Source organism: Pseudomonas sp. HN8-3 (assembly GCF_020790195.1).
Taxonomy (GTDB): domain Bacteria; phylum Pseudomonadota; class Gammaproteobacteria; order Pseudomonadales; family Pseudomonadaceae; genus Aquipseudomonas; species Aquipseudomonas synxantha_A.
Genome location: NZ_CP086206.1, coordinates 347,383 through 368,587, shown reverse-complemented (window position 1 = coordinate 368,587; position 21,205 = coordinate 347,383). Strand labels below are relative to the sequence as shown.

The following is a 21,205-nucleotide window of genomic DNA, read 5'->3' as shown; positions in this document are numbered from 1 at the left end:
CCCCCAGTTATTGGTATGCGTCCGTCAGGCGCTCTCCTCCTCGGCCTTGCACGCAAAGCGTGGCCGTTTTTTTGAGTGAAGCTCCATTTAAAGCGCGACGATACGTCGCAGAAGGCGGACGAACGTGCAGAGATTAGCATCAGTGGATGACAGAAAAATCAAACTGCCACTACCTTTTTTGGATTATCTGTACTTTTCTGACGTCAAAATCCCATTTCCGAGCCCCTGGATACAATGTAACGATCCGTGAACTGACGCAGGCCGTCGGGCGTTATACTCTTCGGCTAAATTTTGAAATCGACATACAAGGACTCGCCCATGAAAGCGTTCGGCAAAATCCTGGGTCTGGTACTTCTCGGGCTGTTGCTGATCATTGTGGCGCTCGGCTTTGCCCTGACCCACCTCTTCGATCCCAACGACTACAAAGAAGAAATTCGCCAGATAGCCCGCGACAAGGCCCACATCGAGCTGACGCTCAATGGCGATATCGGCTGGAGCCTGTTCCCCTGGCTGGGCCTGGAGTTGCACGAGGCCAGCGTCGCGACCCTGACCGCACCGACTCAACCTTTCGCCGATTTGCAGATGCTGGGCCTGTCGGTACGCGTACTGCCGCTGCTGCGCCGCGAAGTGCAGATGAGCGATGTGCGTGTGGAGGGCCTGAACCTGCGCCTGAACCGCGACAAGCAGGGCCATGGCAACTGGGAAGACATCGGCAAGAACGTACCCGATGCGACTGCCGAGGCCCCCGCAGCCGCGCCTGCGCCAGTGGAACCGGTGGCTGAAACCAAGCCGGAGAAACCGCCACAACCGATCCGCCTGGACATCGACAGCCTGACCATCAACAACGCTCGCGTGGAATACACCGATGAACAGACCGGCAAGCAATTGAGTGCCGAGAGCATCCAGTTGAGCGCCGGGGCCATCCACGAGGGCGCCAGCATTCCGCTCAAACTCACCGCGTTCCTGGGCAGCAACCAGCCACTGATGCGCGTCAAGACCGAGCTGAACGGCAACTTGCGCATCCAGCGTGCCCTCAAGCGCTACCAGTTCGAAGACATGCGCCTGAGCGGCGAAGCCACCGGCGAGCCGCTGCAAGGCAAGACCGTGAGTTTCTCCACCCAGGGCCAATTGTTGGTGGATCTGGCGGCCAACGTCGCCGAATGGACCAACCTGAAACTGTCGGCCAACCAGTTGCGCGCCTTGGGCGAACTGAAGGTCAACGACCTGGACAAGACCCCGCAGGTCAGTGGTGCGTTGTCTGTGGCCCAGTTCGATCTGGCCAAGTTCCTTGAGAGCGTCGGCCACCCGCTGCCGGCCATGGCCCCAGGCAGCCTGAGCAAGGTCGAGCTGGTGAGTCGCCTCAAGGGCACGCCCACCAGCGTCGCCCTGGAAAACCTGAACCTGAAACTCGACGAAAGCACCTTCAGCGGCCGTGTCGCTGTCGATGATTTCGCCAAGCAGTCCCTGCGCGTACAGCTCAAGGCCGATACCTTCAATGCCGACAACTACTTGCCGGCCAAATCAGAAGCCGCCAAAGGCGCAACCGCCGCTCGCCAGGCCGAAGTGCAGAACAGCGAGGCCGGTGCGATGGCAGCCGGCGGCAACACGCCACTGCCGGACGCCCCGACCAAAGGCGCCTGGAGCACCGACAAGCTGCTGCCGCTGACCCGCCTGCGCAGCCTGGATATCGACGCCGACCTTGCGTTCGGCCAATTGACCCTGAGCCAGCTGCCGATCCAGAACGCGGCGCTGAAAGCCTCCGGCATCGACGGCCAGCTCAAGCTCGACACCCTGAGCGGCGGTCTCTACAACGGTACCTTCCAGGCCAATGGCACGCTCGATGTGCGCCAGGATCTCCCGCTTCTGGCCATGCAAACCCATATCAAGCAAGTACCGGTTGAGAAAATCCTGCAGGCCCAAGGGAAAAACCCGCCGGTCAAAGGCCAGGTCACCCTGGACAGCAACCTGACCGGGCGTGGCAACAGCCAGAAGGCGTTGATCGACAGCCTCAACGGCACCGCCAGCTTTGTGATCAATAACGGTGTGTTGCTCAACGCCAATATCGAGCAACAAGTCTGCACCGGTATCGCCCTGCTCAACCGCAAGACCCTGGCCAGCACGCCACCGGGTAAGGACACCCCCTTCCAGGAACTGCGCGGCAACCTGACGTTGCGTAACGGCGTGGCCAGCAACCCCGACCTGAAAGTGCGTATCCCAGGGCTGACGGTCAATGGCAACGGCGATGTCGACTTGCGCGTGCTGGGCATGGACTACCGCGTCGGCATCATTGTCGAAGGCGACAAGCGCGAGGTGCCGGACCCGGCCTGCCAGGTCGGCGCCAATTTCCAGGGTATTGAGGTGCCATTGCGCTGCCGTGGCCCGCTGGAGCTTGGCGCCAAGGCCTGCCGCCTGGACAAGGACGGCCTGGGCCAGGTCGCCCTCAAGGCTGCCGGCAATCGCCTGAACGAGAAGCTGGAAGAGAAGCTCGACAAGGTTAATCCCAAGCTCAAAGACGCACTGAAAGGCCTGTTCAACCGATGAGAAACGAGCAGTTTTCAGAGGCGGTGCTGGATTGGTACGACCGCCACGGCCGCCATGACCTGCCCTGGCAACAGGGCATCACCCCGTACCGGGTGTGGGTGTCGGAGATCATGCTGCAACAGACCCAGGTGAGCACTGTGCTCAATTACTTCGACCGGTTCATGGCATCCCTGCCGACGGTCGAAGCCCTGGCCGCCGCACCGGAAGACGAAGTGCTGCACCTGTGGACCGGCCTGGGCTACTACACCCGGGCGCGCAACCTGCAGAAGACCGCCAGGATCGTGGTGGCCGAATACGGCGGCGAATTCCCCCGCGACGTCGAAAAGCTCACCGAACTGCCGGGCATCGGCCTATCGACTGCCGGTGCGATAGCCAGCCTGAGCATGGGCCTGCGCGCGCCGATCCTCGATGGCAACGTCAAGCGCGTGCTGGCACGCTTTACCGCGCAGGAGGGCTACCCGGGCGAGCCAAAGGTGGCCAAACAACTGTGGGCCACCGCAGAGCGCTTTACACCCTTTGAGCGCGTCAACGCCTACACCCAGGCGATGATGGACATGGGCGCCACGCTCTGCACCCGCAGCAAGCCCAGTTGCTTGCTGTGCCCGCTGGAAAAAGGCTGCGAAGCCCACATGCTCGGCCTGGAGACGCGTTACCCGATCCCCAAGCCACGCAAGACCATCCCGCAAAAGCGCACGCTGATGCCCATGCTGGCGAACGCCGAGGGCGCGATCCTGCTTTACCGTCGCCCTTCCACGGGCCTGTGGGGCGGTTTGTGGAGCTTGCCCGAGCTGGATGACCTGAGCGACCTCGACCACCTCGCCAACCAGCACGCACTCGCGCTGGGCAAGCATCAGGAACTGCCGGGGCTGATCCACACCTTCAGCCACTTCCAACTGTCCATCGAACCCTGGCTGGTCCAGGTCGAGGAATCCGCCCATCACGTGGCCGAGGCCGACTGGCTTTGGTATAACCTCGCCACCCCGCCGCGCCTGGGCCTTGCCGCCCCGGTGAAAAAACTGCTGAAGCGCGCGGCCGACGTATTGAACGCAGGAGTTTCGTCATGACCCGCACCGTTATCTGCCGCAAGTACAAAGAAGAACTGCCAGCCCTGGAACGCCCTCCGTACCCAGGTGCCAAGGGCCAGGACATCTACGACCATGTCTCCGCCAAAGCCTGGGGTGACTGGCTGAAACACCAGACCCTGCTGATCAACGAAAAACGCCTGAACATGATGAACGCCGAAGACCGCAAATACCTGGCCGGTGAAATGGACAAGTTCTTTTCCGGCGAGGAATACGCCCAAGCCGAAGGCTACGTGCCACCTGCTCAATAATTGATCAAAAACCGGGGTCGACACGTAAGCGACGGTAATAATTAAATATTTTTTGAAAACTTGCTTGACGACCCCCTGAAAAACCCGTTTAATGCGCCCCGTTGCCCAGATAGCTCAGTCGGTAGAGCAGGGGATTGAAAATCCCCGTGTCGGCGGTTCGATTCCGTCTCTGGGCACCAAAATACCGAAAAACCCCAAGGAACAATGTTTCTTGGGGTTTTTTATTGCCTGCGATTTAATGGGCTCTGGATCACCCTGGACCCGGATGCCGAGCAGGAGCGCTTTGACTCAGGCAATCAGGATACCGGCACCGACCAAGTCAATCGGCAAAGCCGTCGAGGGAGTGAGCCTTCCAAGCGCCTGGATTTGAAATACTCTGTGGCGCCAGATAGTACGGATGCAAAAAATGCTCAAGGAAATATGTATGAAGTATTGCTGGATCGCACTTGCCCTGCTGCTTGGCGCCTGCGCAAGAACCCCTTCCCCAGAGCAACTGGCAGAACAGCAGCTATGGGAACAACAGTTGATAAGCCATATACAACTGTTCAAATTTTACCCGGCAAACGCCCAGGCGCAGGGGCTGGAAGGCCAGGTCAATATTGAATTCATCATCGATGCCCACGGCAACTTGTTGCGTCAGCGCGTCATCAGTCACTCAGGCTCTGAGCTTTTTGTTGCTGCCGTGCAGGTATCTCTTCCAGCAGCATCGCCAATGCCTGCTCCGCCTCCGTCAGTTCTCAAGGATGGTGAAGTCGAGGTGCGCGCACCCTTTGTGTTTTGCCTGACCCCATCCTGCGCGGGCTAAGCTAAGCCCCAGAGCGATTGAGGCTTGTTTTTCACTGGCTTCAATCGTTCACCCTTTACCCAATTCACAGCTGTAAGGTTTCTTTCATGACACGCCTCTTGCTCTGCTCGCTATTACTGCTGACTGCACTACTCAGTGGATGCGCCACGCAAATGGACGTAGCGATCAACGCGACACCCGATCCGGACTATCACTTCGACCGCCAGGCAACCGTACTGGTGACGTCTGTCGGGGGCAGCGACGAAAACGCACTCAATGCCCGGTACTACCTGCGCGACATGGTCAGCGCCATGAAGGACCAGGGCTTTCGCAATGTCTTTACCGACACCACGCTGCCCAAGAACCATGCACCGATCAAAATGACCATCACCCTTGATGTCGAAAGCAAGCAGGTCACTTACCGCTACACCGCTACCGAGTATGGCCAGGTAGCAAACAGCACCACCACACAGTGCAAGAAGAACAAGAAAAAGACCGATCAACTGACCTGCACCAGCACCCCGAACACCTCCTATGGCCCGGTAGGCACATCGGAACGCACCGGCTACACCACCCTCACCACCTTCCGGGCTACCGCTCGGGACGAGGCGAGCAGGCGCGCCGTGTACGTGCTTCGAGTATCGTCCTATAACGACGATTGCCAGGCGGCCAAGGTCGAAGCCTTCCTGGTGCAGCAGGGCCTGCAGAACCTGAACTTCCAGGACCGCGTGCAGCGCAATTACACGGTGACGATGCCTGAGGGGTATCGCTGCAAATAGCTTGCTCCCGTCCGGATACAGCTTGGGCACCCTGACCAAAGCCAACCGGACCTAGTTTCATTTGGGATATTTTTCACTTATCCGAACTGTTTTTTTGAGATAGTGTAGGGCCTCATCAGGCCCCTAACGCCTTCCCTACGGGCATCAAATCAGCCTGCTTTCGAGATAATCAAAATATCAATTGGAGATACTTTCCATATGCCCGAGTTTGCTCATCACGATCTGGAGCTATTGAACCCCTCGTTCGACTCGGGCCTGGTTGATGTTCTGAGCGAGCTGGAACACCTGCGCCGCCTGCAACTGGGTGGCGATACACCGCCTGCTGTTTTTTTCCAGTTGAAAGCCCTGTTTCATACGCTGGAAAGCCTGGGCTCTGCACGTATCGAGGGCAACCACACGACACTGGCCGACTACATCGAAAGCAAAGTCGAAGGGGCAGCCGAGGCTTCAGATCCGTTGCGGGAAATTGCGAATATCGAAAAGGCCATGGACTACGTCGAAAGCATCATGCAGACCGGCGCTGATCTCACGGAGTTTGCGATTCGAGAGCTTCACTCAATCACCGTCCAGGGACTGCAACGCGAAGGTGATCGTACGCCAGGTGCTTACCGCGAGTCCGGGGTCAGCATTGCCCAGTCCGATCACCTCCCGCCCGAGGCGGTGATGGTGCCAGGCTACATGCAAGAACTCGTCGCCTTTGTGAATAAGCAGGATGCCCCCAAGTACGATCTGATGAAAGTCGCGCTGGCCCACCACCGGTTTGGCTGGATCCACCCATTTGGCAACGGCAATGGCCGCGTCGTGCGCCTTCTGACGTACGCAATGTTGATGAAGTACGGCTTCAACGTGAGCGCTGGCGGCCGAGTCCTGAATCCGACGGCAGTCTTCTGTATCGACCGCGAAAAGTATTACTCGATGCTTTCCACCGCTGACACAGGCACCAAGGAAGGCCTTGAGGCTTGGTGTACGTATGTGCTGGCAGGCATTAGAGATGAATTAGAGAAAGTCAGCAGGCTGACGGACTACCGCTACCTGACCAGGCACATTCTTGCCCCCACCATTGCATTGGCGAAAGACCGCGCATGGATAACGCCTCTTGAAGAGAAAATTCTGAGCACGGCGATCCAACTGAAGGTGGTCAAGTCGGGCGATATCGCTGACGCTCTACCGACACTGTCCGCCGCCCAAAGAACCTATCAAATAAAAAAACTGGTCGACCAAGGGATGCTGCTTCCCATCAGTCCAGGCGCTCGGCAGTACACAATCGGGTTCTCAAATAATTATTTGATCAGAGGGGTTATCAAATCCCTGCGCGAAGAAGGCTTTATCCCTGAGCAGCTGGACAAACCTTATCCATGAGGAGGCCCGCCAAGTTGCCCCCTCACTTCAGCAAAAACACCATCAACGGATTGTCATTCAACCGCCCCGCAAAGCTTGGCGCCAATTGCTCCACCGGCGAGCCCTTCAACAGCGCAGTCTCCTTGCGCGACACAATCACCCAGGATGGCCGGGGCAGCTCACTCAGTTTCTCAAGCTGGTGACGCCCGACAAACAGTGGCTGCTCATCGTGATCCAGGTTCATCATGTAGCGCACCGCCCAGGTGTCCCGGGCCAGGTCGACAAACACCAAAGGGCCAGGCTGCGACTCACGCAGCGCCTCCACCTGGCTGACAAACCGTCGGGTGTCGAATTGCAGGTCCTTGGCCGGTTCTATCACCGCTACCAGCAGCAACCATTGCGCCGCCAGTGCGATCACGCTGAGCCATACCAGACGCAACGGCCGGCGCCAGGCAATCAACGCCGCGAGTTGCAACACCACCAACGCACCAATCATCAGCGGCAGGGAAATATCCGGCCAATAGCCCTGCTTGTGCCAGGCGTTCCGACACACAAACAACACAACCACGCACAACGCCGGTAACGCTGCGACAAGCCCTTCGTAACAACGGCGCACGCCCAACAGCCAACCTTGCGCCTGGAGCAGCCCATAGGCCGCAACAGCCGCAAACATCGGCACCATCGGCAAGATGTAATAAGCGCGCTTGAAGTGCGGCACCGATAACCCGAGCAGAATCATCAAGCCACACGCCCCGAGGCGCACCAGCAGTTGCAGCTGCCCGTCGACCCAGCGCTCCGGCCAGCGATGGCGTAGCGCGACCAGAGTGGCCAACGCCAGCGGCACCACCGGGAAGTAACGGTACAAACTCAGCTGGAAATAGAAATAGAACGGCTCACCGGACTCATCCAGGCGCCCGCCGACCTGCATCTTGAACACTTCATCAGCAAAGGCATCACCGCCACTCAACCGCGCAAGCTTCATCAGCAGCCACCAGCACACTGCTAGCAGCACCAGGCCGATAACGCCGTGGATCAGGACTTGCCGGACGCGCTCGCCCGGCCTGCCCAGCGCCCAATACACGCACACCACCCCACACACCTCGATCAACCCCAGCGGGCCACGAATGGCAAAGGCCAGGACGAACAACGGGAACACCGCCAATTGCCGCAGCCGCGACCCCAGGCGCTCGCCACTGTGCAGCAGATAGAAGCTGCCGACACACAGCAGCGCGATCATCTGGTCCAGGCAGACCGAGCGCGATTTTTCGAGCAACTGGGTGGTGAGCAGCGTCAGCAGCACCGTCAAAAATGCCCATGGGCGACTGAACGGCGCCAGCAGGCGGTACATCAGTGCGATCACACCGGCCGATGCAAGCGCGGTGGGCAGCACATTCGCCAGGTGGTTCGGCGCATCAAACCAGCGGGCGAATACAAAACTGAAGAAGGTCGCAGTGCCTGGGTAGTCCGCGTAAGGCTGACCGTAAGTGGTGGGGAAAAAACTGGCGCCGTGGCGAAACATTTCCTGCATGAACAACGCCCAACGCCCATCAAAGCCCTGGGGCTGCTGATCCCAGATCCCCAACGTGAACAACAACAGGGCGATCAGAAAGAGGCCCAAGGACTCCAGGCGAAAACGGTTGCGATGATCCATCGGGTGACCTGTCAGGTGGGAAGCGCTGGCGTATGGTGCCGAGCACTGCCCTGAATAGCGCCTGAACGAACCTGAACATTCACGCTTTTATAGACTTGCGGGCCACACCACTGCCGGGATCAGGCGAACGTAGACTAACTCGGCCACCAACTCGACGAGGGTTTGCAGGATCACCGCCGCCGCAGCCAACCCGCGCATGTCCTCCGGCAAGGCCAGCGCCAATGGCAATACCACCAGCGAGTTGCGCGTCGAAGCACTGAACGTCACCGCCCGTGCGCTTGGCGCAGGCAGCGCAAACAGTCGCGCAGCCAGGATCCCCATCAGCGGCGCCAGCAGTACGAAGCCCAGGTAGATCGCAAGCACTGGCAGCAACAGGTCGAAGTCGCGCATCACCGATGTGATTTGCGACCCGATCACCACGAACAGCACCAGGGCCATCGCCGGCACCGGCAACCAAGCCCACGCACTGCTCCATTTGTCGACCAGCCTTGATCGTCGCGCCAGGTAGGCCGTCAGCACAGCCAGCAGCAACGGCACCACGATCAACAACAGGAATGCCTCGATAAACGGGCCGATCTCAACCACCACACCCGAGTGTGCGCCCAGCATAAAACCCAGGTACACCGGCAGCAGTGCCAACTGCAGCAGCAACAGCAACGGTGTGGCCGCCAGCATCAACCGCGAATCGCCCTTGCCGATGTGGGTGAACACCACCACGTAATCAATACAGGGCGTCAACAACACCAGTAATGCCCCCACCAACAGCGCGGGATGCCCCAGCAGGCCACGGGTCAGCGCCCACACCAGCAATGGCACCAGAACAAAGTTGGCCAGCAACAACGCCGAGACAAAGCGGATATTGCCCAAACCCTGGCGCAGATCGAGGAAAGGAATCTGCAGGAACATCGCGTACATCAATACCGCGATGGCAGGCGTGATCAATACGCTCAAACCGTGAGCCACTAGAGGCGCGAACACACCACAGGCAGCGGCCAGCAGGATGGCGACAAAATAGAAGGGGATCTGGTTATGCTCAAGGGCATCGCGGGTCATGAAGACGCTCTGGCAGATGACAAAGGCATAGCCTATTGATCTATGGCCTGGCGGTCGAGCGCGATAAGCGACCAAACCCCGCCCGGATTTCCTTGGGATTTGCCCCAACCTGCGCTTCAATACTCCACCCCGATCCAGAACCCAAGGATGTTGAGCCCATGGCTTCGCCGAACAAGCAGCAAAAACGCGCCCAGCGGGCAAAGACCAAGGCCAAGCAAAACCGCACCCAGCGCGCCGTCGCGGCCAAGCCGGATGCGTTCGCCGGCGACGACAGCCGCATCGATCTTGAATCGGTGGACTTGACCGAACTGTTCGTCGAGATGCGCACCGCAGGCGAGATCAGCCAGCAGGCACTGTGCGCGGTATTCCTCGCACACCCGCTGTTGGCGCTGGTGCTGGAGCAGGAAGGCGAAGAGGAAGCGACCGACTTTATCCTGGCGGCGCTGATTGAATATCGGCAGTGGGCCACTGACAGCGATGACGAGGCCGCTGCGTTGGCGTGGATCGAATCGCCGCAGTTCCAGGCGGACTATGTAGCAGCATCCCAGGCGCTGACAGCCTCAACAGACTGACACATATCAAAATGTGGGAGGGGACTTGCTCCCTCCCACATTTGCACCACATTCCGTCAGTTGAGCACTGCTGCACCTGATTTCTGGGCCTTGTCGCAGCTCGCCACTACCAATACCACCTGCAAGCTCAGCATCTCAGTCGCTGACAACCTCAGCAGACTGACGCGTATCAAAATGTGGGAGGGGGCTTGCTCCCGATGGCAGAGTCTCAGTCGACATCTCAGTGACTGACACACTGCATCGAGAGCAAGCCCCCTCCCACATTTGCGTCACATTCCGTCAGTTGAGCACTGCTGCGCCTGATTTCCGGGCCTTGCCGCAGCTCGCCACTACCAATACCTCCTGCAAGCTCAGCATCTCAGTCGCTGACAACCTCAGCAGACTGACGCGTATCAAAATGTGGGAGGGGGCTTGCTCCCTCCCACATTTGCGTCACATTCCGTCAGTTGAGCACTGCTGCGCCTGATTTCTGGGCCTTGCCGCAGCTCGCCACTACCAATACCACCTGCAAGCTCAGCATCTCAGTCGCTGACAACCTCAGCAGACTGACGCGTATCAAAATGTGGGAGGGGGCTTGCTCCCGATGGCAGAGTCTCAGTCGACATCTCAGTGACTGACACACTGCATCGGGGGCAAGCCCCCTCCCACACTTGCATCACATTCCGTCAGTTGAGCACTGCTGCACCTGATTTCTGGGCCTTGCCGCAGCTCGCCACTACCAATACCTCCTGCAAGCTCAGCATCTCAGTCGCTGACAACCTCAGCAGACTGACGCGTATCAAAATGTGGGAGGGGGCTTGCTCCCGATGGCAGAGTCTCACTCGACATCTCAGTGACTGACACACCGCCATCGGGAGCAAGCCCCCTCCCACATTTGCACCACATTCCGTCAGTTGAGCACTGCTGCGCCTACCTTCTGGGCCTTGCGGCGGCTCGCCACGAACAACCCCGCCAGCACTACCAGCAAGCTCAGGATCCCGGTGGCGATGATCTCGACCCGGTGCGCTTCTTGGAACAGCATGATGGTCAAGGTGCCGACGATAAACACCATCACCGCGTAGGTCAGTCCAGGGAACAGCCACATTTTGAACACGATCTTCTCGCCCGCCGCCGCACGTTTTTGACGCATGCGCAGTTGCGACACAGCGATCACCAAGTACACCAGCAAGGCGATGGCGCCGGAGCTGGCCAGCAGGAATTCGAACACGGCCGCCGGGGCCACGTAGTTGGCAAATACCGCGAGGAACGCCGCACCGGTGGACAGCAACACCGCCCAATAAGGCGTACCACTTTTGTTGGTGCGCTTGGCCACCGCTGGTGCATCACCGCGACGCCCGAGGGAGAACAACATACGCGAGGCGGTGTAGAGCGCCGAGTTGAGGCAACTGGTAACAGCCACCAGCACCACCAGGTCGACGATCAGCTTGGCATTCGGGATGCCCATGCGCTCAAGTACCGTCTGGTAGGAACCTACGGCGGCCAGGGTCGGATCGTTCCAAGGCACCAGCGACACGACAATGAAGATCGACAGCAGGTAGAACAAACCAATCCGCCAGATGACCGAGTTGGTGGCCTTGGTGATTTGCTGGCCGGGGTTCTTGGATTCCGCTGCAGCGATGGTCACGATCTCAGTGCCCATGAACGAGAACATGGTGGTCAGGATCGCTGCCAGAACCGCGCCCATCCCATTAGGCATAAAGCCCTGGGTATCGAACAGGTGCGAAACACCGCTGACCTGGCTGGTGGGCAAAAAGCCGAAAATCGCGGCCAGGCCGAGGATTACAAAGCCGACGATGGCCACGACTTTAATCAATGCAAACCAGAACTCGAACTCACCGTAGTTCTTCACGCTGAACAGGTTGGTTGCAGTCAGCAACAACGTAATGACCAGGGTAAACACCCAAATCGCCACGTCGGGGAACCAGGCGTGCAGGATAGTCGCCGCCGCGTTGGCTTCCAACGGAATCACCAGCACCCAGAACCACCAGTACAACCAACCAATGGTAAACCCAGCCCAGTGACCAATTGCGCGGTCGGCATAGGTAGAGAACGAACCGGTATCGGGTGACGCAACAGCCATCTCGGCCAGCATCCGCATCACCAGCACCACCAACGTACCGGCGGCCGCGTAGGCCAGCAGCACGGCGGGGCCGGCGGCAGCAATCGCATGGCCAGAGCCGACAAACAAACCTGCGCCGATTACGCCGGCAATCGACAGCATGGTGACATGCCGCGGCTTGAGCCCCTGTTCGAGGTCATTGGAGCTTTGAGTACTACTCATTGACACACCTTTGCGAGGAATTGCGAAAACGGGTTCGCCCGGCCTGCAGCCTTTCTCGTGAAAAGAATCCAACAGGGCGTTCTTTATTTTTTACGCAAGATTTGCGCCAAAATGTAACAGAGCCGCCATTGACGCGGGCTGTAGGACAATTCATCAGCGCTCGCAAGTCTTTGAGAATCATGGCATTCCGCTATAGCGTTACCGTGCGACTCACCTTCAAGCCAATCAGGCGCACCAAAAACACACATAAAAAGTACGTGACGCCCCATAAACGGGCTGATATGGACCGTTTGCCCGGTTAACCCTTCCAACACCCGGCCAAAGCTGGCACCATCGCGCCCTTTTTTACGCGAAGCCTGTGGATCTTTCGGGTTCAAACGTCTGTAGGTTGTTGATGGCGCGACACGCTACTGCGCCGATGCGACACACTGCCGCAGACCACCAGTTAACCGTCCGCAGCGCTGTTGGCTGTCATCCAAACGCTATGCTAGCTTGGCGCCTCGCCAGGAAGGCGGCCCAACAGCGAAGATCGCAACGAACACAATGAGGACCGCACATGGCCCAGGCCACGCCCGCGCTTGAAATCCGCAACTTGCACAAACGCTATGGTGAGCTTGAGGTACTCAAGGGTATCTCGCTGACCGCTCGCGACGGCGATGTGATCTCGATCCTGGGTTCCTCCGGTTCCGGCAAGTCCACCTTCCTGCGTTGCATCAACCTGCTGGAAAACCCGCATCAGGGCCAGATCCTGGTAGCCGGCGAAGAGCTCAAGCTCAAGGCCGCAAAAAACGGCGAGCTGATGGCCGCCGACGGCAAGCAGATCAACCGCCTGCGCAGCGAAATTGGTTTTGTGTTTCAAAACTTTAACCTGTGGCCGCACATGAGCATCCTCGACAACATCATCGAGGCCCCTCGTCGCGTGCTCGGCCAAAGCAAGGCTGAAGCAATAGAAGTGGCCGAGGCCTTGCTGGCCAAGGTCGGTATTGCCGACAAGCGTCACGCCTACCCTGCACAACTCTCCGGCGGCCAGCAACAACGGGCGGCGATCGCGCGCACCCTGGCGATGCAACCTAAAGTCATCCTGTTCGATGAACCCACGTCGGCGCTTGACCCGGAAATGGTTCAGGAAGTACTTAATGTGATCCGCGCACTGGCCGAAGAAGGCCGCACCATGCTGCTGGTCACCCACGAAATGGGCTTCGCCCGCCAGGTATCCAGCGAAGTGGTGTTTTTGCACCAGGGCCTGGTCGAAGAGCAAGGATCGCCACAGCAGGTGTTTGAAAACCCGCTTTCGGCGCGCTGCAAACAATTCATGTCCAGCAACCGCTAACGGAGCAACATGCATGCAGACCTATAAGAAATTCCTTCTAGCCGCGGCCGTCTCGATGGCGTTCAGCGCCACGGCCATGGCAGAAACCTTGAAAATGGGGATCGAAGCGGCTTACCCGCCCTTCAACAATAAAGACGCCAGCGGCAACGTAGTGGGCTTCGACAAGGACATCGGCGACGCCCTGTGCGCCAAGATGAAAGTCGAGAAGTGCGAAGTGTATGTGTCCGACTGGGACGGCATCATCCCGGCCTTGAACGCCAAGAAGTTCGACTTCCTGGTGTCTTCGCTGTCGATCACCGATGAGCGCAAGCAAGCGGTTGACTTCACCGACCCGTACTACTCGAACAAGCTGCAGTTCATTGCGCCCAAAGCCACGGCCGACTTCAAGACCGACGCCGCTTACCTGAAAGGCAAGGTGATCGGTGCACAGCGCGCAACGCTGGCCGGTACCTACCTGGAAGACAAGCTGCCAGACACCGAAGCCAAGCTCTACGACACCCAGGAAAACGCCTACCTCGACCTGACCTCCGGTCGCCTCGACGGCATCCTGGCTGACAAATACGTGCAGTACGAATGGCTCAAGAGCAAAGACGGTTCGGCCTATGAATTCAAAGGCGACCCGGTGGTAGAAAGCGACAAGATCGGTATCGCCGTGCGCAAAGGCGACCCATTGCGCGAGCGCCTGAACAAAGCCCTGGCAGAGATCAAGGCAGACGGCACCTACAAAAAGATCAACGACAAGTACTTCCCGTTCAGCATCGAATGATCTGAACGACCTGCCCGGCGCGCTCCTGGGAGCGCGTCGGCTTTTAGCAATGCCTGCCGCGATATGAAAACACCATGAATTTCGATCTCTACGGATTCGGCCCGGCCCTCGCCGCCGGCGCGCTGATGACCGTCAAACTGGCGCTCACGGCCCTGTGCCTGGGGCTGGTGCTCGGCCTTGCCGGCGCCTTGGCCAAGACTTCGCCGTACAAGCCGCTGCAATGGCTGGGCGGTGCGTATTCGACCATCGTTCGCGGTATTCCCGAATTACTGTGGGTGCTGCTGATTTACTTCGGCACCGTCAACCTGATGCGCGCCCTGGGTGAGTTTTTTGGCAACCCCGACCTGTCGCTGAGTGCCTTCGCCGCCGGCGTCATCGCCCTGGGCCTGTGCTTCGGCGCCTACGCCACCGAAGTGTTTCGCGGCGCGATCCTCGCCATTCCCAAGGGTCACCGCGAAGCCGGTGTGGCATTGGGGCTGTCGAAATTTCGGATTTTCACCCGGTTGATCATGCCGCAGATGTGGCGTATCGCCCTGCCGGGCCTGGGCAACCTGTTCATGATCCTGATGAAAGACACCGCACTGGTGTCGGTGATCGGCCTTGAAGAGATCATGCGCCACGCGCAGATCGGCGTGACCGTGACCAAGCAGCCATTCACCTTCTTCATGGTCGCGGCGTTCATGTACCTGGGCCTGACCGTACTGGCGATGACCAGCATGCACTTCCTGGAAAAACGCGCCGCCCGCGGCTTTGCAAGGAGCACCCAATGAGCGGCGACTACAGCTGGCTATCGCACTTTGACCTGGGCCTGAACTGGGCCGTGATCATCAAGTGGCTGCCGAAGTTGGCCCAGGGCGCCACCCTGACCCTGGAGCTGGTGGCAATCGCCGTGATCGCCGGCCTGCTGCTGGCGATTCCACTGGGTATCGCGCGCTCTTCGCGCCGCTGGTACGTGAGCGCCCTGCCCTATGGCTACATCTTCTTCTTCCGTGGCACGCCGTTGCTGGTGCAGTTGTTCCTAGTGTATTACGGCCTGGCGCAGTTCGATGCCGTGCGCAACAGCTTCATGTGGCCGTACCTGCGCGATCCGTTCTGGTGCGCCACGGCCACCATGACCTTGCACACCGCGGCCTATATCGCCGAGATCCTGCGCGGTGCAATCCAGGCCATTCCGCCGGGCGAGATCGAAGCAGCGCGGGCGTTGGGCATGTCCAAACCGAAAACGCTGTTCTACATCATCCTGCCACGCGCCTCGCGCATCGGCCTGCCGGCCTACAGCAACGAAGTGATCCTGATGCTCAAGGCCAGTGCCCTGGCGAGTACCGTGACCCTGCTGGAACTGACCGGCATGGCGCGCACCATCATTGCCCGCACTTACCTGCCGGTGGAGATTTTCTTCGCCGCGGGGTTGTTCTACCTGCTGATGGCTTACGTGCTGGTGCGCGGTTTCAAACTGCTGGAAAAGTGGCTGCGCGTCGATGCGTGCCAAGGACGTTGAGGCACGCTTCCAGGCACTGGATGCATTCCTGATCGAGTACCAAGGGCTGTGGCGACCACGGCCCTTTACTCAGTTGCAGTTGCCCTGGGAAACCGAGCATCTCGAGTTATCCCAGTGGCTGCGTCGGCGTTCGTTGGCCGAAGCTGAAGCCAGTCACAACCACCCCCACGACCTGCCTGCGCCTGCACCGTTTCCACAGCTGGCCGCTCAAGCACTGCGCCTGAGTGCTGTGGATAAGTTACCCGCCCACTCACTGGACCCCGCTCGCCACCGTTTGAATGTGGACGTGCCCGGGCGCAAGTGGCAACAGATCGAAGCCTTCGGCGCCGCACTGACTTTTGCCCAGACGCCTGCCCACTGGCTGGACTGGTGCGCCGGCAAAGGCCATCTTGGCCGCCGCCTGCTGCAACCCGGCCAACGGTTGACCTGCCTGGAATATGACCCGGCCCTGATTGCGTCCGGCCAAGCCCTGAGCGATCACCACGGCTTGCCCGCTGCCCATTGCCTGCAAGACGTGATGGCCGATGTAGCGATCGACCCCGAACACACACCTGTGGCCCTGCACGCCTGCGGCGACCTGCACGTGCGCCTGCTGCAACTGGCCAGCGCCGCTGGCTGCAAACAATTGGCGCTGGCGCCCTGCTGCTACAACCGCATCAATGCCGAGGGCTACCAGGCACTGTCCGGCGCCGGGCTCGCATCCCTGCTAACCCTGTCGATCGACGATCTGGGATTACCCCTGAGCGAAACCGTCACCGCCGGCAACCGCGTGCGCCAGCAACGGGACACCTCCATGGCGCGGCGCCTGGGCTTTGATCGACTACAGCGGCAACTGCGCGGCTGCGACGACTACCTGCCGACGCCCTCCCTGCCCACCAGTTGGCTGGATAAATCCTTCGCCGACTACTGCCGCGAGCTGGCAAACCTCAAGAATTTATCCACAGGTGAACAAGACTGGCCGGCGCTCGAAGCCCACGGCTGGCAGCGCCTGGCCGAAGTGCGAAACCTGGAGTTGGTAAGGGGTTTGTTTCGACGCCCACTGGAAATGTGGCTGGTGCTGGACCGCGCACTTTTTTTGAGCGAAAAGGGCTACAACGTCGAGGTCGGCACCTTCTGCGAACCAACGCTCACCCCACGCAACCTGATGGTGCTGGCCCAGCGCGAATGAGGTGCAAAATTCCCTCCACGCGCCCTGTGGATAACTCTGTTGATGGAATCTTTGCGGAAGCTGTAGCAATCGGCGTTGAACGCCAAAAGCGAGGCTGGTCATTTTTTGTTCATAAAATAAAACGCACACAAAACAGGCAGTTGCAGCGTGTTGAGAACGGCTGCACAAAATGGCTGTTTCGTGACAGCTGTTACCAACCGATTGTGCATAAGCATCAGACGTTAAACGTATAAAGCGGACTTTGCAGGGTGGTTTCTGGCGGTTTCAGCGTGCGGAGAACCTTGTTGGGCGTCGGATCGCTCAGATGCGCGGGGTACCTGGCCTGACGCCGAAGTGACGGCTTTTTACGCTGCCACGCCGTGTGGAAAACACGCTAATCGCAAGAAACCTTGGTTTTTGCAAAAATAGTCAGAATTCAGGGGTTTACAGAACCTTTCCAATCGCTATAATCGTCGCCCTAACACGCCGGTATAGCTCAGTTGGTAGAGCAACTGACTTGTAATCAGTAGGTCCCGGGTTCGACTCCTGGTGCCGGCACCATACAAAACGAAGCCTCCACAGAAATGTGGGGGCTTTGTTGTTTCTGGGGATCTATATTCCTCACCTCTGACGCCACCCTTTCAAAGCCTCTGAAATTGCGATGTGCTGTACCAGAAGTCCATTTTTTGAGCTTTATGCTAAATTATGAACTGGCAATAATTATGGCGTATCCATAAAAAGGGATAATTGCATGAGCAGCATATTTCAGCGCCCCGAATTGGCTGAATCGATGGCGAACCAGCTTCTGAACCCAGGCGTGCTTGATGAAGGCTTGCGCTCAGGCCTTTTTCTGTCTGGCCTGCGCCGCACGGGTAAAACGACTTTTCTGAGAAATGACCTGATCCCAGCCCTGGAAGCAGCAGGCGCCCTGGTGATCTACGTCGACCTCTGGAGTGACACGCTGGCCAACCCGGCAACGCTCGTACACAACGCGATCTACAAAACCTTGAAAGAACTACAAACCCCAGGCTCGTCGGCACTGGAGATGCTCAAGCGCGTCAGCAACGTCGACCTCGGCGCAGCAGGATTCAAGTTCGGTTTCAAGCTCGACAGCGTCGGTAACCCAGACGGCCCGACATTGGCTCAAGCCCTGACAGAGGTGGTCGACCAAGCGAAGACTGATCTGGTGCTGATCATCGACGAAGTGCAACACGCCATTTCCTCTGATGACGGGAATCAGCTGCTACTGGCACTCAAGGCTGCACGTGATGCGATCAATCCACGCCCTGATACGCCAGGATATTTCCTCTTTATTGGTACTGGCTCTCATAGGGCGCAAGTAAGTGAGCTAACCGCCAAACGCAATCAGGCATTTTCCGGCGCCACGTCAGCTGCGTATCCGCTGCTAAAAGGTGATTACGTCGAGTTTCTGCTCAATCGTCTTGCGATGACGGTAAAGAAAGAAAAGCTCCCCTCTCTCGAAGTTGCCATCGAGGCATTCAACACCTTGGGGAATAGACCTGAGGAAATGCTAAAGGCCCTGCGCCAACTCTTGCAGCAGGAGGGTGATCCCGACCTTTTCCTCCCCGTGATTGCAAGCACATTACGCTCGGCGGCAGCGAATATTGAGCTTGAAAAAGTCGAGCAACTGGGCAGCCTCGCTCAGGCGATTTTCAACAAAATCGCCGCAACCGAAGGGGATGCCCGCGGGATATTCTCTATTGATGCAGCCGCTGAGTATTCAAAAATGGTCGGCCGCGAGGTGCGGGTTGAAGAGATTCAACCGGTAGTAATTGCACTGGTGGCGGAGAACATCATCATGCGGCGCGGGCATGGAATTTACGCGATTACGGATCAGTTTGTTCAGGAGATTTGGTTGGAGGAGCGGGCGTTGATAGAGGGGAGTTAGGGAGCACTCAAAATAAATCTGTCACCTTTTTCGTCACCTTTTTCCTTCGGCATGGTCAATGCGCACAGTGATGGGTGGCAGGCGTTTGTCTGCGGGTGTCGATTGCCAAGCGGAAGCAAATAGAGTCTTGAAAATGGTCGTATTCGCCAGAGGCACAAGCACACCGTATTCACACGGAAAATGAACGGCAGTTCACCTTGAAATCATCCCGCTCATCGAGCCCCCCCCTAACCCACTACTTGATTTAGTGGATGAGCATCGGCATCTTTGCAAACATTAACGACTGGCCTTTTGCCAGGTCGACGAAAACCAGCTACTGAGGCTGGTAGGTGAGCTATGGAACGCTATTTAGACCCCGATAGGATTTTGTCAGGGGACAAAGACGAAAATTTCTATTTTTTTACAGAGTTCAGAGATCTGCTCGTTCTTCTGATCAACACGTCCTTCAGTAACTTACCAAGCCCTGTCAGGCTCGACAGGAACGGTCGTTTAAAATCGACAGCGGAGGTATTTGGTATTTTAAAAACCAAAGAACTTCACATCAATCACGTAGGTTTTCCCGGAGACTGGGAGGGTGAGGAAATAATAAAAATCCTAGAACACTTCGGTAGCATACGCTTCACCCAATGCCAATTTTACCTAAAAAAAATAGATTTACGGTCGCCCAGAATCTCATTTTTCGAATGTCGATTTAGTGCCACGCACGAGGTTCTCAATGTAAGACTACGCAAAGACCATAGCTATGATGACTGCATTTATCAAAACTGCATATTCGATGGAGATCTGCATTGCGGGATTGATGACGAGAAAGAAAGAACTATAATTCAACACCCTCTATTTTCAAAATGCACGTTCTCAAAAAATTTAAAATTAAGAAATGTAGAACTTGAGGGTTATTTATTTGACCCAGACCAACGGTACCCCACAACACTTCACAGCATTACTGCAACAAACTGCATTTTTCAATCTGGCACATATCTCAACATTAAAAATTTAATGGACGCAGCAGTTTTTCGCTCATGCATATTCAAAGGGAAATTTGAATTCAAACGGAACCGTATCGGAGCATTGATAATTAACAACTGCAACTTCGAAAAAGTTGCCGACTTCCATGGAAGTCTATTTCTACGTTTCAAAATAAACAAAAGTATCTTCAGCACATTTGCAGGATTTGAAAACTGTATCTTTGGTCAAACGCCGCTTGAAGAAAAAAAGGCAACAAAACTAGCGCGAGCCTCGCGAATAGTCGCAGACTTCAGCTATGTAACATTTCTTGAGCACTCAAGCTTTCGAAATGCTGTTTTTGTAACGGGATTAAATATAGAAAAAATAAATACAATTGAGCCGCCAAACTTTCACAACACCCAAGTCTCCTTCGAACACACAAACAGGGAGACATTCAGAATAATAAAGCATGCACTGGATGCTCATGGCTCTCATATAGAAGCAAACAAATACTTCGCTTTAGAAATGAAGAAATTTCAAAAAGAGTTAAGCACAAATTTTTGGGACAGCTTAATCTACAAAATAAACGGGCTCACGTCAGATTTTGGCCAAAGCTATCTACGTGCAACTTCGTGCATTATTATTCTTTCTATCACCTTCAGTTTATTGAGCCTAGGCCAAGAAAATAACATCCTGTACAAAATTTATCCTCCTGCGAATGACATTATCCGTTTCATCTCAAGCTTATTTAACGGCTTTGCATCTGGCTTTCTACCATTCAAACAATTCCTACGCACAGACATGGAATTTATTAGTCTAATATTTTACATAATGTTCGGTATTCTTATTTGGCAAACCATCATAGCAGTCAAGCGGCTTATCAAACGATAGTGCTTAATGAATAGCATATAAAATATATCTCCCGAGACCGTTGCCGAGCGCTTAACCATCAGTAAGCGCTTCATAAACCCGCACAAAAGCCACTACCTAATCTGCGATGCTATGCTCCCGATTCCGTTCCAGCGTTTGCTTTCGGCTCATCAGGAAAGGCAGCTAGTTGCTTGGGCCCCACTCGTTGACCGCTCGGACTTATCCCAAGAGATAGGCGCCGCTACTCTGCGACTCTTTAAGTATCAGCTTCTGGCCGAGGCTGTGTAGAAACGTTTTCTATCGGTGCGCCTAAGCGGAATGCCTAATCTATAAAATTCATAACCGGCCCTTCAATCTCATCTCTCAACACAGAGGGCACACAACCAATCCATTTTCCCGATTGCTCCC

The 21,205-nt window shown here is 56.9% G+C and carries 17 protein-coding genes and 2 tRNA genes; 16 read left to right on the top strand and 3 right to left on the bottom strand.

Annotated elements, in window-relative coordinates:
• The first annotated feature begins 318 nt into the window (after window positions 1–318).
• The 7 genes from LJX92_RS01620 to LJX92_RS01590 all read left to right on the top strand — a co-directional run bounded on the left by LJX92_RS01620 (window position 319) and on the right by LJX92_RS01590 (window position 6,796).
• Complete coding sequence (locus tag LJX92_RS01620) at window positions 319–2,541, top strand: AsmA family protein (RefSeq protein WP_228309245.1); 2,223 nt, start codon at window positions 319–321, stop codon at window positions 2,539–2,541.
• Complete coding sequence (gene mutY, locus LJX92_RS01615) at window positions 2,538–3,605, top strand: A/G-specific adenine glycosylase (protein ID WP_228309244.1); 1,068 nt, start codon at window positions 2,538–2,540, stop codon at window positions 3,603–3,605. Before LJX92_RS01620 ends, mutY begins: the two co-directional genes overlap by 4 nt.
• Window positions 3,602–3,874 carry an oxidative damage protection protein gene (locus LJX92_RS01610; RefSeq protein WP_005783905.1) on the top strand — a complete coding sequence of 91 codons (273 nt, stop codon included), beginning with the start codon at window positions 3,602–3,604 and terminating at the stop codon, window positions 3,872–3,874. Before mutY ends, LJX92_RS01610 begins: the two co-directional genes overlap by 4 nt.
• A 103-nt stretch (window positions 3,875–3,977) precedes the next feature.
• Window positions 3,978–4,053: transfer RNA gene (locus LJX92_RS01605), tRNA-Phe, on the top strand.
• Window positions 4,054–4,280: 227 nt separating this feature from the next.
• Window positions 4,281–4,679, top strand: a complete 399-nt coding sequence (locus LJX92_RS01600; RefSeq protein ID WP_228309243.1) for an energy transducer TonB — start codon at window positions 4,281–4,283, stop codon at window positions 4,677–4,679.
• Between the two features lie 86 nt (window positions 4,680–4,765).
• Window positions 4,766–5,437, top strand: coding sequence for a hypothetical protein (locus LJX92_RS01595; RefSeq protein ID WP_005783902.1), 672 nt, complete (start codon window positions 4,766–4,768; stop codon window positions 5,435–5,437).
• A gap of 198 nt (window positions 5,438–5,635) precedes the next feature.
• A complete protein-coding gene (locus tag LJX92_RS01590; RefSeq protein ID WP_032878370.1) occupies window positions 5,636–6,796 on the top strand; it encodes a Fic family protein in 1,161 nt (386 codons plus the stop codon).
• Window positions 6,797–6,818: 22 nt separating this feature from the next.
• Here the strand turns inward: LJX92_RS01590 and LJX92_RS01585 are convergent, their stop codons facing one another.
• The gene (locus LJX92_RS01585; RefSeq protein ID WP_228309242.1) at window positions 6,819–8,426 is read right to left on the bottom strand and encodes a hypothetical protein; all 1,608 of its coding nucleotides are present in this window, start codon (window positions 8,424–8,426) and stop codon (window positions 6,819–6,821) included.
• A gap of 87 nt (window positions 8,427–8,513) precedes the next feature.
• Window positions 8,514–9,479 (bottom strand): arsenic resistance protein, encoded by a 966-nt coding sequence (locus LJX92_RS01580; RefSeq protein ID WP_228309241.1) that lies wholly within the window; start codon window positions 9,477–9,479, stop codon window positions 8,514–8,516.
• 158 nt (window positions 9,480–9,637) lie between these two features.
• Between LJX92_RS01580 and LJX92_RS01575 the strand changes: the two genes are divergently transcribed.
• Window positions 9,638–10,051: a hypothetical protein gene (locus LJX92_RS01575; RefSeq protein ID WP_005783897.1), complete on the top strand. Its 414-nt coding sequence runs from the start codon at window positions 9,638–9,640 to the stop codon at window positions 10,049–10,051.
• Between the two features lie 889 nt (window positions 10,052–10,940).
• Here the strand turns inward: LJX92_RS01575 and gabP are convergent.
• Entirely contained in the window at window positions 10,941–12,332 is a 1,392-nt protein-coding gene (gene gabP, locus LJX92_RS01570; protein ID WP_228309240.1) for a GABA permease, read from the bottom strand.
• Window positions 12,333–12,888: 556 nt separating this feature from the next.
• On the opposite strand from gabP, the gene LJX92_RS01565 reads away from it, so the two are divergent.
• The 8 genes from LJX92_RS01565 (at window position 12,889) to LJX92_RS01530 (ending at window position 20,818) form a co-directional block, all read left to right on the top strand.
• Window positions 12,889–13,662, top strand: a complete 774-nt coding sequence (locus tag LJX92_RS01565; RefSeq protein ID WP_003187760.1) for an ABC transporter ATP-binding protein — start codon at window positions 12,889–12,891, stop codon at window positions 13,660–13,662.
• Between the two features lie 13 nt (window positions 13,663–13,675).
• The gene (locus tag LJX92_RS01560) at window positions 13,676–14,428 is read left to right on the top strand and encodes an ABC transporter substrate-binding protein (protein WP_005783892.1); all 753 of its coding nucleotides are present in this window, start codon (window positions 13,676–13,678) and stop codon (window positions 14,426–14,428) included.
• Window positions 14,429–14,502: 74 nt separating this feature from the next.
• Window positions 14,503–15,198: an ABC transporter permease gene (locus tag LJX92_RS01555; protein WP_005783890.1), complete on the top strand. Its 696-nt coding sequence runs from the start codon at window positions 14,503–14,505 to the stop codon at window positions 15,196–15,198.
• Window positions 15,199–15,236: 38 nt separating this feature from the next.
• On the top strand, window positions 15,237–15,926 hold the full coding sequence (locus LJX92_RS01550) for an ABC transporter permease (protein ID WP_032803763.1): 690 nt from the start codon (window positions 15,237–15,239) through the stop codon (window positions 15,924–15,926).
• The gene (locus tag LJX92_RS01545) at window positions 15,907–17,094 is read left to right on the top strand and encodes a methyltransferase (RefSeq protein ID WP_228309239.1); all 1,188 of its coding nucleotides are present in this window, start codon (window positions 15,907–15,909) and stop codon (window positions 17,092–17,094) included. Before LJX92_RS01550 ends, LJX92_RS01545 begins: the two co-directional genes overlap by 20 nt.
• A 464-nt stretch (window positions 17,095–17,558) precedes the next feature.
• Window positions 17,559–17,634 (top strand) — tRNA-Thr (locus LJX92_RS01540).
• 190 nt (window positions 17,635–17,824) lie between these two features.
• Window positions 17,825–18,982 carry an AAA family ATPase gene (locus LJX92_RS01535; protein WP_148853104.1) on the top strand — a complete coding sequence of 386 codons (1,158 nt, stop codon included), beginning with the start codon at window positions 17,825–17,827 and terminating at the stop codon, window positions 18,980–18,982.
• A gap of 336 nt (window positions 18,983–19,318) precedes the next feature.
• Window positions 19,319–20,818 carry a hypothetical protein gene (locus LJX92_RS01530; protein WP_148853106.1) on the top strand — a complete coding sequence of 500 codons (1,500 nt, stop codon included), beginning with the start codon at window positions 19,319–19,321 and terminating at the stop codon, window positions 20,816–20,818.
• Window positions 20,819–21,205: the final 387 nt, after the last annotated feature.